We start from the raw sequence: 14,774 nt of genomic DNA, 5'->3' as shown, positions 1-14,774 counted from the left end.
CCCACCGTACGGCGGGGATGCGTCGGGACGTTTCAAGTCTCGCGATGCGAACACCGCGAGGGGGCGGGATCAGGCCGTACGGTCCAGGGCCCGCAGGCTGCGGTCGGTGATCGAGCGCGAGCCGCGCCCTATGGCGATCGTGCCGGACTGGACGAGCTCCTTGATGCCGAACTGCTCCAGCATCTTGAGCATCGCCTCCAGCTTGTCCGCGCCGCCGGTGGCCTCGATGGTGACGGCCTCCGGCGAGACGTCGACGGTCTTGGCGCGGAACAGCTGGACGATCTCGACGATCTGGGAGCGCGTTTCGTTGTCGGCCCGCACCTTCACCAGAACGAGCTCGCGCTGGATCGCAGCGCTGGGCTCAAGTTCGACGATCTTCAGGACGTTGACCAGCTTGTTGAGCTGTTTCGTCACCTGCTCCAGGGGCAGGTCCTCGACATTGACCACGATGGTGATGCGCGAGATGTCGGGGTGTTCGGTGACACCGACGGCGAGCGAGTCGATGTTGAAACCGCGGCGGGAGAAGAGCGCGGCGATCCGGGCGAGGATGCCGGGGGTGTTCTCGACCAGGACGGAGAGCGTGTGCTTGGTGGACATGGTGTCGGTCTCTCTCTGCTCTCTCAGTCGTCTTCGTTGTCGCCGAAGTCGGGGCGGACGCCGCGCGCGGCCATGACCTCGTCGTTGGAGGTGCCGGCGGCCACCATCGGCCAGACCTGGGCGTCCTCGTGGACGATGAAGTCGATGACGACCGGGCGGTCGTTGATCGAGTTGGCCTCTTCGATGGCCTTGTCCAGGTCCTCGGGGCGCTCGCAGCGGATCGCGTAGCAGCCCATGGCCTCCGACAGCTTCACGAAGTCGGGGACGCGGGTGCCCTTGCGGGGTGCGGTGGACGCGCCGACCTGGGAGCCGATGGTGTCGTGGCCCGTGTCGTCGGCGTGCAGGACGGTGCTGGAGTAGCGCTCGTTGTAGAACAGCGTCTGCCACTGGCGCACCATCCCGAGGGCGCCGTTGTTGATGATGGCGACCTTGATCGGGATGTTGTTGAGCGCACAGGTGGTGAGCTCCTGGTTGGTCATCTGGAAGCAGCCGTCGCCGTCGATCGCCCAGACGGTGCGGTCCGGCATACCGGCCTTGGCGCCCATGGCGGCCGGGACGGCGTAGCCCATGGTTCCGGCGCCGCCGGAGTTCAGCCAGGTGGCCGGGAGCTCGTAGTTGATGAAGTGGGCGGCCCACATCTGGTGCTGGCCGACGCCGGCCGCGTAGATGGTGTCGGCCGGGGCGAGCTCGCCGATGCGCTGGATGACCTGCTGCGGCGAGAGGCTGCCGTCGTCGGGCTGGTCGTAGCCGAGCGGGTAGGTCTCGCGCCACCGGTTCAGGTCGTTCCACCAGGCGGTGTAGTCGCCGGTGTGGCCCTCGGTGTGCTCGGCCTGCACTGCCTGGACCAGGTCGGCGATGACCTCGCGCGCGTCGCCCACGATCGGGACGTCGACCTCGCGGTTCTTGCCGATCTCGGCCGGGTCGATGTCCGCGTGGACGACCTTCGCGTACGGGGCGAAGCTGTCCAGCTTGCCGGTGACGCGGTCGTCGAAGCGGGTGCCGAGCGCGATGAGCAGGTCCGACTTCTGCAGTGCGGTGACGGCGGTGACCGCACCGTGCATGCCGGGCATTCCCACGTGCAGCGGGTGGCTGTCGGGGAAGGCGCCGAGCGCCATCAGGGTGGTGGTGACGGGCGCTCCGGTGAGCTCCGCGAGAACCTTCAGCTCGGCCGTGGCACCGGCCTTGAGGACGCCGCCGCCGACGTACAGGACCGGGCGCTTGGCCGCCACGATCAGCTTGGCGGCCTCGCGGATCTGCTTGGCGTGCGGCTTGGTGACCGGCCGGTAGCCCGGCAGGTCGGTGTGCGGCGGCCAGGAGAAGGTGGTGCGCGCCTGGAGGGCGTCCTTGGCGATGTCGACCAGGACCGGGCCCGGGCGGCCGGTGGAGGCGATGTGGAACGCCTCGGCGATGGTGCGCGGGATGTCCTCGGCCTTGGTGACCAGGAAGTTGTGCTTGGTGATGGGCATCGTGATGCCGACGATGTCCGCCTCCTGGAAGGCGTCCGTGCCGATCGCCTTGGAGGAGACCTGGCCGGTGATCGCGACCAGCGGCACCGAGTCCATGTGGGCGTCGGCGATCGGCGTGACCAGGTTGGTGGCGCCCGGGCCGCTGGTCGCCATGCAGACGCCGACCTTGCCGGTGGCCTGCGCGTAACCGGTGGCCGCGTGGCCCGCGCCCTGCTCGTGGCGGACCAGGACGTGACGGACCCGGGTGGAGTCCATCATCGGGTCGTACGCCGGGAGGATCGCGCCTCCCGGAATGCCGAAGACGGTCTCGGCCCCGACTTCCTCAAGAGAGCGGATGAGGGACTGCGCGCCCGTGACGTGCTCGACGGGGGCGGCGTGGTGTCCGCCGTTACGGGCCCGCGGCTGCGGATGGTGGGCCCCGGAGGCCTGCTCGGTCATCGGCATTCTCTTCTCGAAGCTGAGGGTTTTTGCGGGGGTTTGGTCGAGATCGCTCTGCTGCTCCGGGGGCACCGGTGCAACAAAAAACCCCTCGTGCCGTGAGGCAAGCGAGGGGAGCGCGTCGGGTGTGGTCCGCTGGGCCCGCGACGGGGCCCGGCTTCAGCCGACGCGCTTTCCAAGTACGAGAATTCGGGTGCGCATGGCATTGACCCTCCCTCCGGCGCCCCGGACGTGTCAAGTGGGTGGGACGGGTGTCTCACTATTTGAGTGATTGACCCGGACGGAGGGCACCTTCCGGCCGCTGAGCACGGGCAACGCGGCCCCGCCCGGCACCGGGAAAGTACCGTGCACCAGGGCCCGCCGCAGCCGGAACTCGTCGAGAGGACCGGAAAACGCCATGCCCTGCCCATGGGTGCACCCCATGGCCCGCAGCGCGAGCACCTGCTCCGGCACGTCCACCCCGTCGGCCACGGACTGCATCCCCAGGTCGCAGGCGATCCGCAGCAGCCCGCTGGTGATCTTGTGCAGCCGGGCGGACTCGACCACGCCCTCGACCAGCCCCCTGTCCAGTTTCAGTACGTCGATGGGGAGCCGGCGCAGGGCGTTGATCGCCGCGTAGCCGCTGCCGAAGCCGTCCAGGGCGATCCGCACACCGAGGCGGCGCAGGCTCACCAGGCGCCGCTCCAGGTCGTCGAAGGAGATCCTGGGGTCGCTGTCGGCCAGCTCGATGACCAGGGCGCCGGACGGCAGTCCGTGCCGGGCCAGCAGGGCCTCCACGGACCCCAGCGGCATCGACTTGTCGAGCAGCCGGCGGGCCGGCAGGCGGACCGCCACCGGGGCCTCGTGCCCGGCCCTGCACCGCTCGGCGGCCTGCGCCACGGCCTCTTCGAGCAGCCAGCGGCCCAGCTCGGCGGTGCGCTCGCTGTCGTCGGCGACCCGCAGGAACTCGGCCGGGGTGAACAGGATCCCCTGGGCCGATCTCCAGCGCGCCTGCGCGGCCACCGCGGCCACCCGCCCGGTGGCGAGGTTGACCACCGGCTGGTGCAGCAGCGCGAACTCGCCGTCGTGCAGCGCGGTGCGCAGCCGGGCCGCGACCTCCGACTTCCGTACGACCTCGGCCTGCATCTGCGGCGCGTACATCTCGACCCGGTTCTTGCCGCCCGACTTGGCCCGGTACATCGCGAGGTCGGCGTTGCGCATGAGCTCGCGGGCGGTGATGTCGCGCTCGGCGAAGGCGACCCCGATGGAGGCCGCGACCCGCACCTCGTTCCCGTCGATCTGGTACGGCTGCGAGAGCGTGAGGCGGAGCCGGTCGGCGATCTCGTACACCTGGCGCTGGCGGGCCGCGCGGTCGCGGCCGCCGTCGCCGAGGATCAGGGCGGCGAACTCGTCGCCCCCCAGGCGCGCCGCCGTGTCCCCGGCTCTGACCGATTCCTGCAGGCGGCGGGCCGCCTGGATCAGCAGCTCGTCGCCGGCCTGGTGGCCGATGGTGTCGTTGACCTGCTTGAAGCCGTCGAGGTCGATGAAGAGCACGGCGGTGCCGGGGTCACCGGCGCGCCGGCCGGTCAGCGCCTGGCGGGTGCGCTCGGTGAACAGCGCCCGGTTGGGCAGGTCGGTGAGCGGGTCGTGCTCCGCGTTGTGCTGCAACTGGGCCTGCAGGCGCACCCGTTCGGTGACGTCCCGGCTGTTGAGGATCAGCCCGCCCTGGTGCCGGTTGATGGTGGACTCGACGTTCAGCCACTCCCCCGTACCGGACTTGAAGCGGCACTCGATCCGGGTGGTCGGCTCCTCCAGCGGCGGCGTGGCCAGAAATCGCCGCACCTCGTGCACGACTCTGCCCAGGTCCTCCGGGTGGATGATCGAGGCCAGCTCCGAGCCGACCAGGTCCTCCGCGTCCCGTCCGTAGACGCCCGCGGCGGCCGGGCTGACGTAGCGCAGTATTCCGGTGGGGGCGGCGATCATGATGACGTCGCTCGATCCCTGCACCAGGGAGCGGAAGTGGTTCTCCTTCTGGGCCAGTTCATGGGTGAGCGCGATGTTGTCGAGGAGCATGATGCCCTGGCGCACGACGAGCGCGAGCACCACCGTGCACCCGGTGAAGACCACCACCCGGTCGACCCGGCGGCCCTCGATGACGTTGTAGAGGATCCCCAGCGTGCAGACGGCCGCCGCCAGGTACGGCGTGAGCGCCCCCAGCGAGCCCGCGATGGGCCGGGTGGTGGCGGGCGCGACCGGGCGGCGCTGCGGGGGCGGTACGGCCCGGCCCGTCGAGGCGAGCCGGCGGGCGCCCCAGGGCGCGTAGGCGAGCAGCAGCGACCCGGCGAACCAGCCCGCGTCCAGGAGCTGCCCGGAGCGGTAGGTGTCGCGCAGCAGCGGCGAGGTGAACAGCGCGTCGCACAGCACGGTCAGGGCGAGCGAGGCGATCGCGGTGTTGATCGCCGACCGGTTGGCCGACGAGCGCCGGAAGTGCAGCGCGAGCACCATGCTCACCAGCACGATGTCGAGCAGCGGATACGCCAGCGACAGCGCGGCCCCGGCGACGCTCGCGCCCTCCGTGTGCGCGGTGTGTTCGAGGGCCAGGCTCCAGGAGAGCGTCAGCAGCGAGCCGCCGATCAGCCAGGAGTCGAGGGCCAGGCACACCCAGCCGGCCCGGGTGACCGGACGCTTGGCGAGCACCAGCAGGCCGACGATCGCGGGTGGCGCGAAGAGCAGGAAGAACAGATCGGCCAGGGAGGGCGAGGGCACGGTCGGGTAGTGGAGCACCACCTCGTACCACCCCCAGACTCCGTTGCCGCTCGCCGCCATGGCGGAGGAGAAGGAGAACAGCAGCCAGGCCGGCCGCAAACGGCTCTCCCCTTCCCCGCCGCCTCCGCGCGCGTAGAGGAAACAGGAGGCCGAGGCCATCAGCGCCGCCGCACTGAGGCCGAAGTCCCCCATGAACAGGGCGACTCCATGTGATCCCCAGCCGAGCGCCGCCCCGGTCGCATACCCCGCGCAGACCACGGCGAGGACCAGCTGGGAAACGAGCCCCGATCCGCCGTCGGACAGCTCGGGGACCGGCGGGCGGGCGAGCACCGCGCCCGGGGCGCTCACCGGGTCCCTCCGGACCCGGTCGCGCTGTGGCGGCGGGACGCCGCGAGGCCCGCGCCTCGGTCCGGTGGATGAGCCCGCGTGCCTCGGGGACGGGCCTGCGGCGCCGGCGGGCGGGCGGTCCGGGCCGGGGGCCGGGTCCGCGCCGCCGTCCGGGTCCGTCCCCGGCAGTGGAGCCGGGGCCGCGCATGAGCCCGGGGCAGTCCGGCACGCGCGCCTCGGGGTAGCCGTCGGCGGCTCCGCCGCGTCGGATCGTTCGTCCATTGGCCGTGCATCGCCCGTCGCCCCCCTCGCTGTGACATTGCTCCCCCGCGCCGTCAGTCGCGCGGCGCAGCCCCCGGTCGGGACGATACACCAGTCTCGTCACTCAGGGACATAGTTCCTCTACGCTCCGTGACCACCAGGGCAGTTGTGGATACGGATCGCACCCGGGCCGACGCGGAGCGTGGTCAACCCGGGGCGGGCCGGGGCGGATCGGCTCCCAGGACGCCGTCGGCGCCTGGCCCGGATCCCGCGTCAGGACGTCGTCAGGACCACGTTGTCGAGCGGCTGTCCGGCCGCGAACCGGGTGAGCTGACGGACCACCAGACGCTTGGCGCGCGGCATGAACGCCGAGGTGGATCCGCCGACATGAGGGCTGATCAGCACATGCGGCGCATGCCACAGCGGGTGTCCGGCGGGCAGCGGCTCCGGGTCGGTGACATCGAGGGCGGCCCGCAGCCGTCCGCTCTCCAGCTCGGCGAGCAGCGCCCCCGTGTCGACGACCGGGCCGCGGGCCACGTTCACCAGCAGCGCCCCGTCCTTCATCGAGCTCAGGAAGGCGGCTCCGGCCAGCCCTTTCGTCTGCTCCGTCAGCGGTGTGGACAGGATGACGACGTCGGCATGCGGTAGCAGTTCCGGCAGTTCGGTGAGGGGATGCACGGGGCCGCGCGCGGTCGCGCGCCAGGAGCGCGCGACGCGCGCCACTCGCGCGCACTCAAAGGGTGCGAGCCGGTCCTCGATGGCCGCGCCGATCGATCCGTACCCCACGATCAGCACCGACTTGTCGGCCAGCGCCGGATAGAAGCCGGAGCGCCACTCCTCCTTCTCCTGGCCCGCGACGAACGACGGGATGCCGCGCAGCGAGGCCAGGATCAGGGCCAGCGTGAGCTCGGCGGTGGACGCCTCGTGCACTCCGCGCGCGTTGCACAGCAGCACCCCCGGGGCCAGTGCGCCCAGGCCCGGCTCCATCTGGTCGATCCCGGCCGACAGCGTCTGTACGACCCGGACCCCGGTCATCGCGGCGAGCGGGCGTACGGCGATGTCCACTCCCTTCATGTACGGGACGACGTAGTACACGCAGTCGGCCGGGTCGGCCGGGTACTCGGGCCCGCCGTCCCAGAACCGGTAGGCGAAGGCGTCGGGGAGGCCCGGGATCTCCTCGGGCGGGACGGGGAGCCACACGTCTGCAGTCATGGTCGGAGGCTATGTCAGGGGATGCGGTGGCCAGAGGTTACTTTGGGGTGCGGCTTGAGGAGGGGTACGGGGAGTTGGAGCGCAGGACTATCGGTGCGGCGGCCCTGGAGGTGGGCGCGATCGGCCTCGGCTGTATGCCCATGAGCTGGGGTTACACCAGTTCGCAGCAGCACGGCGAGCGCTCGCTGCGCACCGTGCACGCCGCGCTCGACGCCGGGTCCAGCCTGCTCGACACGGCGGACATGTACGGGCCGTTCAAGAACGAGCTCCTGGTGGGCCGGGCCATCAAGGAGCGCCGGGCCGACGCCTTCGTCTCCACCAAGGTCGGGCTGCTCGTCGGCGGCGACGCGCATGTGGTGGCCAACGGGCGCCCCGGCTATGTGAAGCGGGCCTGCGACGCCTCGCTGCGGCGGCTGCGCACCGACGTCATCGACCTCTACCAGCTGCACCGCGCCGACCCCGAGGTACCCGTCGAGGAGACCTGGGGCGCGATGGCGGAGCTGGTGACGGCGGGCAAGGTGCGGGCGCTCGGGGTGAGCGCGATGGGCGCCCGGGCCGCCCGCAGGTCCGGCACCCTTTACGAAGTGACGATCCGTCAACTGGAGCGTATGCAGCAGGTGTTCCCGGTCAGCGCCGTGCAGGCGGAGCTGTCGGTGTGGTCGCGGGAGGCACTGGACGCGCTGCTGCCGTGGTGCGCCGCGCGGGGTGTCGGCTTCCTGGCCGCGATGCCGCTGGGCAACGGCTTCCTGACGGGCACGCTCACCCCGGGCCAGGGCTTCGAGCCGGACGACGTACGCGCCCGCCACCCCCGTTTCACCGCCGAGATGATGGCCGCCAACCAGCCCGTGGTGGCGGGGCTGCGCCGGGTCGCGGCGCGGCACGGGGACACGGTGACCCCGGCCCAGGTCGCCCTCGCCTGGCTGCTCGGCCGGGGCCCGCACGTGGTGCCGGTACCGGGCACCAAGCGCGAGGAGTGGGCCCGCGAGAACGCGGCGGCGGCCCGGCTCGCCCTGACCCCGCAGGACGAGGCGGAGATCGGCCGGCTCCCGGCGGCACGGGGTTCGTGGGACTGAGGTGCGGGACGCGCGGCCGCAACCCCTGGCGGCGAGGTCGGCACCCGTACGGTAGAGAGCTGATGCCCGCGTGCCCGAAAGGAAGCGAACCGTGCAACGTCCCGCTCTGAGAGCCCTGTTGGCCGCTGCCGCGCTGGTGCTCGCGGCCGGGTGTTCGTCCGGGACCTCGCCGCGCCCGCAGGGCGGCCCCACGACCGCCGGGCCCGGCTCCTCGGCCCCGGCCTCCACCGCTCAACTCCCGCCCAGGAAGGGCTCGGTGAAGGTCGTCCGGACGCTCGCCGAGGGTCTGAAGTCGCCGTGGGGCGTGGCGCCGCTGCCGGACGGCGGCCTGCTGGTCGCCTCGCGCGACGACGGCACCGTCACCCGGATCGACGCGGGCGGGAAGAAGACGCTGCTCGGCACCGTCACGGGCGTCAAACCCGGCGGCGAGGGCGGCCTGCTGGGCCTCGCGCTCTCCCCCTCGTACGCCTCGGACCACCTCGTGTACGCGTACTTCACCACCGAGTCCGACAACCGCGTCGCCCGGATGCTCTACGACGACAAGCGCCCGGCGGGCCAGCAGCTGGGCGCGCCGGACACCGTGCTGCGGGGCATCCCCAAGGGCACCATCCACAACGGCGGCCGGATCGCGTTCGGGCCGGACAAGATGCTCTACGTGGGGACCGGCGAGACCGGCGAGCGCGGGCTCGCCCAGGACAGGAAGTCGCTGGGCGGCAAGATCCTGCGCATGACCCCGGACGGGCAGCCGGTGCACGGCAACCCGGAGGCGGACTCGGTGGTGTACTCCTACGGCCACCGCAATGTGCAGGGTCTGGCCTGGGACGACGCGGGCCGGCTGTGGGCCTCGGAGTTCGGCCAGGACACCTGGGACGAGCTGAATCTGATCGGGCCGGGCGAGAACGACGGCTGGCCGCTGGTCGAGGGCAAGGGCAACAGGCCGGGGTTCGTGGACCCGGTGGAGCAGTGGCGCACGGCGGACGCCTCGCCGAGCGGGATCGCGTACGCGGCGGGCAGCATCTGGATGGCGGCGCTGCGCGGCGAACGGCTGTGGCGCATCCCGCTCGACGGCGCCAAGCCGCTCGCGGAGCCCGAGGCGTTCTTGACATCTCAGTACGGCAGGCTGCGCACGGTGATCGCGACCGGGCCGCACACCCTGCTCCTGGTCACCAGCGCGACCGACGGCCGGGGCACCCCGCACCCCGGCGACGACCGCATCCTGGAGCTCGACGTGACGTGACGGGGGCGGGGCCGACCGGGCCGGATCAGGCCGCGCTCGGTGCGAACAGGTTGAGCCGGTGCGCCAGCGCGGCCGCCTCCCCCCGGCCCGAAACCCCCAGCTTGGCGAGGATGTTGGAGACGTGCACGCTGGCCGTCTTCGGCGAGATGTACAGCGCCTCCGCTATCTGACGGTTGCTGTGACCGACGGCGACAAGACGCAGCACGTCCTGTTCGCGGCTGGTGAGCCCGAGCGCTTCGGCCGGGTCGACCGGCTCGTCCGCCACCGTGCTCTCCTCCTCGGCCAGCGCCAGCCGCGCCCGGCGGGCCAGCAGTTCCAGCTCCTCCACCAGCGGCCGGGCCCCCAGGCGCACGGCGACCGCGTACGACTGGCGCAGCAGGGTGCCCGCCGTCGCGCGGTCACCGCCCTCGGCGAGCAGCGCGGCGGCCCAGCGGTGGCAGACCTGGGCGAGCTGGTGCGGCAGCTCCAGCGGCCGCAGCGCGATGGCCGCCGCCTCCCAGCGGGCCGCGTCGTCGCGCCCGTCGGCCCGCGCGAGCTCCGCCTCGACGCAGAGCGCGTACGCCATGGCCAGCGGGCCGGGCGTGGTCATCTCCTTGGCCGCGTCCCAGATGAGGGCGAGCGAGGCGGCCCGGCCCTCCTCGGCGGCGGGCAGCCCGCGCAGATCGGCCTCCACACAGGCGGCGGTCAGCAGCAGCGGCCAGCCGTAGCGCTGGGTGCCGGGCGGGAATCCGGCCTCGACGGTACGGGCGAACTCGGCCCGGGCGTCCGCGAACCGGCCCTGCCCGGCCGCGAGCTCCACTGCGACGCGGGCCATCGGGATGGAGTGCTGGGGCATCGGGTCGTACGGGCCGAAGTAGCCGACGGCCTCGGTCAGACACTGTGCGGCGAGCTCGGACTCGCCCCGCAGCACGGCCAGTTGGGCGCGGATCAGCGCGGCCGTGCCCTTGGGCTTGCCGCTGACGCTGGAGCGCTGGACGTGCTCGGCGCGGGCACCGGCCGCCTCCCAGTCGCCCAGGGCCAGCAGTGCGAAGGCCTCGTTCCCCGCCGCCCACGCCTCGCTGTCGAGCAGCCCGTACCGCCGGGAGACCCGCAGCCCCTCGGCGGCGCTCTCCACGGCTTCCCGGAAGCGGCCCAGGGACTCCAGGCTGGAGGAGAGGTTGACGTAGCCGCGGCCCGCCTCGCCGACGAGGCCGAGGCGCAGCGAGCGCTCGGTCACCTCGCGCATCATGGCGATGCCGTCCTCGACGTCACCGGCGTCGACCATCAGGCCGCCGAGCGTGAGCCGGGCGTTGAGCTCGATCTCCTCGGCATCGACCAACCTGGCGTACTCCACGGCCCGTTCGGCGGCGGCCAGCGACTCGGAGCCGGGCCGGTGCAGCATGCCCCAGCCGGCGGCGGTGGCCAGGACCGCCGCGTGCACGGCGGACGGCGGCAGCCCGCGCACCAGCTCCTGGGCGGTGGCGATCTCGTCCCAGCCGTCACCGCGGCCCAGGTTCTGCACCAGCTTGGACACCTCGGTCCAGAACCAGGCGGCCCGCAGCGGGTCGCACGGCACCTGGTCGCAGGGCGCGTTCTGGTCCTCCGCGTCGATCAGCCGCAGCGCGCGCTTGGCGATCTTCAGGGCGCGCTCGCGCTCGCCGCACAGCCGTGCCGCGACGCTCGCCTCGGCGAGCAGGTCGAGATAGCGCAGGGGTGTGCTGTCGGGGTCGCAGCCGCAGGCCGGGTAGGCACCCGCGTAGTCCAACGGCCGCAGCCCGGCGCGGACTTCGGCCGGGACCGAGTCCCACAGCTCCATGCCGCGCTCCAGCAGGCTCAGCTGCTCCGCGTACGCGTGCCGCTTGCGGGCCTCGGCGGCGGCGGTCAGCACCATGGGCAGTGCCTTGGCGGCGTCGTGCGCGGAGTACCAGTAGCTGGCGAGCCGGGTGGCGCGCTCGTCGGCGCGGACCAGGGAGGCGTCGGCCTCCAGGGCCTCGGCGTAACGGCGGTTGAGGCGGGAGCGCTCGCCGGGCAGCAGATCGTCGCTGACGGCCTCGCGGACCAGGGAGTGCCGGAACCGGTAGCCGTCGCCGTCCGGCGCGGGCAGCAGGATGTTGGCGCCGACGGCGGCCCGCAGCGCCTCGATGAGGTCGTCCTCGGCGAGCTTGCACACGGCGACGAGCAGCGGATGCTCGACCGTGGAGCCGCCCTCGGCGAGGATGCGGATGACGAGCTGGGCGTTCTCGGGCAGCGCCTCGACCCGTACGAGCAGCAGATCGCGCAGGGACTCGCTCATGCCGCCGGGGGTGCAGCCCGACTCGTGGCAGACGCTCAGCTCCTCCACGAAGAAGGCGTTGCCGTCGGAGCGCTCGAATATCTCGTCCACCAGCCACTGTTCGGGCTCGGCGGCGAGGATCCCGGTGAGCTGGCGGCGGACCTCGCCCCGGTTGAACCGGGACAGCTCGATACGGCGCACCGTGCGCAGCCGGTCCAGCTCGGCGAGCAGCGGGCGCAGCGGGTGGCGGCGGTGGATGTCGTCCGCGCGGTAGGTGGCGACGACGACGAGCCGGCCGCGCCGCAGGGTGCGGAAGAGGTAGGCGAGCAGATGCCGGGTCGAGGTGTCCGCCCAGTGCAGGTCCTCCAGGACGAGCACGACCGTACGCTCGGCGGCGATCCGCTCCAGGAGCCGTACGGTCAGTTCGAACAGGCGGGCCGTGCCGTCCTGGGCGCTCTCCCGGCTGGCCTCGCCGAGCTCCGGCAGCAGCCGGGCCAGCTCCTCCTCCTGGCCCTCGGCGGCCGCGGCGAGCTCGTCGGGCAGACGGCGGCGCAGGGTGCGCAGGGCGGTGGAGAAGGGGGCGAACGGCAGTCCGTCGGCGCCGATCTCGACACAGCCGCCGACCGCGACGACGGCCCCCGCCGCGCACGCGGCCGAGGTGAACTCCTCGACGAGCCGGGTCTTGCCGACCCCGGCCTCACCGCCGACGAGCAACGCCTGGGGCTCGCCCGCGTGGGCGCGGGCGAGCGCTTCGTTCAAGGCGGTCAGTTCACCGGCGCGGCCGACGAACACGGGGCTGAAAGACCTGGTCTCCACGCCGGTGAGCATCGCACAGCACTCCGCTCCGGCGGCACCCCTGATCGGGATCACGGTCATCTCGGGGTGCTCAGGCGGCGCGTGCGAAGAGGTCGCGCAGGTCCCGCAGGTGGCTCACCCGCCCGTCCGCGGTGCGGTCGGCCGTACGGCGACGGGCCCGGCGGGCCTCGCCGACGAGGCGCTGGGCGGCGGCCTCGCGCAGCAGTTCGTCGCGGTTCACCTTGTGCAGCTCGTACTCGAACATTTTCTGCTCCCTGGTGCCCCGTCGTCCGGGGCTTCTTTGTTGTTCCACCGCTCTTTGCGATGTCTCAACTCTCGCTTCCCAGGGGGTGTCGCCACATCGGGAGAGTGCCGCATCTGTGGGGCGGCGGGGCCTTAGAACGAGGGCGTACCGGGGTGCGCGTGCCCTAGGCACCCGGCGGGTGCCTTAGAGGATGGCAGAGTGGCCGCAACCACCCACTCAGGGAGTCGAGATGACCCAGCCGTCGCAGCCGTCCCCGTCCCCGCACCTTCCCTACGGCACCCCCGAGGCGCCGCGCATCGCGGTCCGGGGCGAGGCCGTCCTCGACGTCGACCCGGAGATCGCCCGGCTCGGCGTGACGGTGATCGCGCGCGGCACCGACCGCCGCAGCGCCCTTGAGGACCTCACCCGCCGCAACGCGGCCGTCCTGGACCTGGTGAAGTCGTACGGGGACGCGGTGGAGCAGTTGGAGACGGGCTCGTTCTCGGTCAGCCCGGAGCTCGGCCGGCACGGCCGGGGCGAGCGGGTCCGCGCGTACCAGGGGCAGGTGCGGCTGACCGCCGAGCTCGGCGACTTCACCGCGCTCGGCGAACTCGCCTCGCGCCTTGCCGCCCTGGAGCTGACCCGCGTCGACGGCCCCTGGTGGGGCCTGCGCCCCGCCTCCCCCGCGTACGCGAAGGCGCGCCGCCGGGCCGTCGAGCAGGCCGTGGAGCGCGCCCGCGAGTACGCGGCCGCGCTCGGCAGCGATCTGGTGGCCCTGCTGGAACTCGCCGACGAGGGCGCCGAGGACGCGCGGCCCTATCCGGCGCCCGCGCCGGGGATGCTGCGGACGGCGTACGGCTCCGGCGCGCCGGAGCCGCAGGGCGCCCTGGAGCTCGATCTCGAACCCCAGCGCCAGACCGTGCGCGCCGCCGTGCTCGCCCGCTTCACGATGGCGCCGCCGGCGCTGTGAGCGCTACCCCTTGGTGGTGGGCGTGGCGGGCAGCGCGGCGAACAGGTCGAAGTACATCCCGACGGAGATCAGCAGCCCGATCGCGCCGAGGACGACCCCGCCCAGCGCGACCGCCCGCACCCACACGGGCTGCTCGTGGGCACGGGGGGCGCCGAACGCCGGGCGGGCCAGCACGAACGCGCCGACCAGCAGCGCGAGCAGCGCGAAGCCGCCGTTCACGGCGGCGGTGGTGTGCCAGGAGTTGCCGTAGATCTCCTTGATCTGCGCGGCCGCGGAGCCGCCCTGGGCGGTCTTGATCTGCCCGACCAGGGTCTCCCGCTCGGAGAGCACCTTGCCCATCCAGGTCCCGCTGAGCGCGACGGCCCCGAGGGCGGCGGACACGATGGCGGCGGCCCCGGCACCGATACCGGTACGGACATCACCCCCGGGCGGCGTCACGTCGTCGCCGTACGAGTCCTCGTGCTCTTCGTTCTCGTCGATCTCCACGTCGACGTCGGTCTCGTTGTCGGTCTTGGTGTCGGAGGGGGTGGCATTCATGCGCCCGACGCTAGGTGCCGATTCTGAGAGTCCTCTTAACAGGCGGCGCGCTGTTGGCGAGCCGCCCGCCACTCGGGGGCGAGCACCGACCAGATCTCCGTGTCCTGCCGCTCGCCCCGGTGGGGATGGTTGTCCCGCAGCACCCCGTCCCGCACCATGCCCAGCCGCTTCGCCACATTGATGCTCGGCGTGTTGCCGGACGCCACGCGCCACTCCACGCGGTGGATCCCGCGCTGCTCCACGGCCCAGTCGATCAGTACCCGGACCGCCCGTGTGACCAGTCCGCGCCCGGCCGCGGCCTCCTCCAGCCAGCACCCCGCCTCGGCCGTGCCGAGCTTCGCGTCGAAGGTGCGGAACAGGACGCCGCCGACCAGCGTGCCGTCGGACCAGATGCCGTACAGCCGCCCCTGGTCCGCCGCGGTCTTGTCCGCGTACGCCTGGAGGAAGGCGCGCGAGGAGTCGAGGTCGCGGCACACCTCGGCCAGCGAGATGAACCGCCCGATGAACTCGCGCCCCCGGTCCATGTGGGCCAGGTACTCCTCGGCGTGGTGCGGCTCCAGCGGCCGCAGCTCGCCACCGTCGTCACCCAGCGATATCGCGAACATCCCGTCCCTCACGTCC

The 14,774-nt window shown here is 72.7% G+C and carries 11 protein-coding genes; 3 read left to right on the top strand and 8 right to left on the bottom strand.

Annotated elements, in window-relative coordinates; all coding sequences use genetic code 11:
• Window positions 1–69 precede the first annotated feature (69 nt).
• From ilvN to ACGFRG_RS17320, 4 genes are all read right to left on the bottom strand, one after another.
• Window positions 70–597: an acetolactate synthase small subunit gene (gene ilvN / locus ACGFRG_RS17335; protein ID WP_067164603.1), complete on the bottom strand. Its 528-nt coding sequence runs from the start codon at window positions 595–597 to the stop codon at window positions 70–72.
• 23 nt (window positions 598–620) lie between these two features.
• Window positions 621–2,507, bottom strand: coding sequence for an acetolactate synthase large subunit (locus ACGFRG_RS17330; protein ID WP_361420500.1), 1,887 nt, complete (start codon window positions 2,505–2,507; stop codon window positions 621–623).
• Window positions 2,508–2,735: 228 nt separating this feature from the next.
• Window positions 2,736–5,594, bottom strand: coding sequence for a putative bifunctional diguanylate cyclase/phosphodiesterase (locus ACGFRG_RS17325; RefSeq protein WP_393264711.1), 2,859 nt, complete (start codon window positions 5,592–5,594; stop codon window positions 2,736–2,738).
• A gap of 513 nt (window positions 5,595–6,107) precedes the next feature.
• Window positions 6,108–7,046 (bottom strand): 2-hydroxyacid dehydrogenase, encoded by a 939-nt coding sequence (locus ACGFRG_RS17320; protein ID WP_361420506.1) that lies wholly within the window; start codon window positions 7,044–7,046, stop codon window positions 6,108–6,110.
• 74 nt (window positions 7,047–7,120) lie between these two features.
• On the opposite strand from ACGFRG_RS17320, the gene ACGFRG_RS17315 reads away from it, so the two are divergent.
• Both ACGFRG_RS17315 and ACGFRG_RS17310 read left to right on the top strand, forming a co-directional pair.
• Window positions 7,121–8,119: an aldo/keto reductase gene (locus tag ACGFRG_RS17315; protein WP_361420872.1), complete on the top strand. Its 999-nt coding sequence runs from the start codon at window positions 7,121–7,123 to the stop codon at window positions 8,117–8,119.
• Between the two features lie 91 nt (window positions 8,120–8,210).
• Entirely contained in the window at window positions 8,211–9,356 is a 1,146-nt protein-coding gene (locus ACGFRG_RS17310; RefSeq protein WP_361420509.1) for a PQQ-dependent sugar dehydrogenase, read from the top strand.
• Window positions 9,357–9,381: 25 nt separating this feature from the next.
• Here ACGFRG_RS17310 and ACGFRG_RS17305 read toward each other — a convergent pair whose 3' ends face one another.
• On the bottom strand, window positions 9,382–12,483 hold the full coding sequence (locus tag ACGFRG_RS17305) for an AAA family ATPase (RefSeq protein WP_393264707.1): 3,102 nt from the start codon (window positions 12,481–12,483) through the stop codon (window positions 9,382–9,384).
• A 10-nt stretch (window positions 12,484–12,493) separates the two neighbouring features.
• Window positions 12,494–12,667 carry a hypothetical protein gene (locus tag ACGFRG_RS17300; protein WP_393264706.1) on the bottom strand — a complete coding sequence of 58 codons (174 nt, stop codon included), beginning with the start codon at window positions 12,665–12,667 and terminating at the stop codon, window positions 12,494–12,496.
• 229 nt (window positions 12,668–12,896) lie between these two features.
• On the opposite strand from ACGFRG_RS17300, the gene ACGFRG_RS17295 reads away from it, so the two are divergent.
• Window positions 12,897–13,616, top strand: a complete 720-nt coding sequence (locus tag ACGFRG_RS17295) for an SIMPL domain-containing protein (protein ID WP_393264703.1) — start codon at window positions 12,897–12,899, stop codon at window positions 13,614–13,616.
• A 3-nt stretch (window positions 13,617–13,619) separates the two neighbouring features.
• On the opposite strand, the gene ACGFRG_RS17290 is transcribed toward ACGFRG_RS17295, so the two are convergent.
• Window positions 13,620–14,153, bottom strand: coding sequence for a hypothetical protein (locus ACGFRG_RS17290; protein ID WP_361420521.1), 534 nt, complete (start codon window positions 14,151–14,153; stop codon window positions 13,620–13,622).
• Window positions 14,154–14,188: 35 nt separating this feature from the next.
• The gene (locus tag ACGFRG_RS17285; protein ID WP_361420524.1) at window positions 14,189–14,758 is read right to left on the bottom strand and encodes a GNAT family protein; all 570 of its coding nucleotides are present in this window, start codon (window positions 14,756–14,758) and stop codon (window positions 14,189–14,191) included.
• Between the last annotated feature and the right edge of the window lie 16 nt (window positions 14,759–14,774).

Source organism: Streptomyces sp. NPDC048696 (assembly GCF_043198895.1).
Taxonomy (GTDB): domain Bacteria; phylum Actinomycetota; class Actinomycetes; order Streptomycetales; family Streptomycetaceae; genus Streptomyces.
Note: the sequence above shows the minus strand (reverse complement) of the source record. Positions and strands in the feature narration are given on the sequence as shown.

Bases quoted from the DNA above. Each gene is read 5' to 3' on its own strand.
- ilvN (WP_067164603.1), bottom strand. From the start codon at position 597: ATGTCCACCAAGCACACGCTCTCCGTCCTGGTCGAGAACACCCCCGGC.
- ACGFRG_RS17330 (WP_361420500.1), bottom strand. From the start codon at position 2,507: ATGCCGATGACCGAGCAGGCCTCCGGGGCCCACCATCCGCAGCCGCGG.
- ACGFRG_RS17320 (WP_361420506.1), bottom strand. From the start codon at position 7,046: ATGACTGCAGACGTGTGGCTCCCCGTCCCGCCCGAGGAGATCCCGGGC.
- ACGFRG_RS17305 (WP_393264707.1), bottom strand. From the start codon at position 12,483: ATGACCGTGATCCCGATCAGGGGTGCCGCCGGAGCGGAGTGCTGTGCG.
- ACGFRG_RS17300 (WP_393264706.1), bottom strand. From the start codon at position 12,667: ATGTTCGAGTACGAGCTGCACAAGGTGAACCGCGACGAACTGCTGCGC.
- ACGFRG_RS17295 (WP_393264703.1), top strand. From the start codon at position 12,897: ATGACCCAGCCGTCGCAGCCGTCCCCGTCCCCGCACCTTCCCTACGGC.
- ACGFRG_RS17290 (WP_361420521.1), bottom strand. From the start codon at position 14,153: ATGAATGCCACCCCCTCCGACACCAAGACCGACAACGAGACCGACGTC.
- ACGFRG_RS17285 (WP_361420524.1), bottom strand. From the start codon at position 14,758: ATGTTCGCGATATCGCTGGGTGACGACGGTGGCGAGCTGCGGCCGCTG.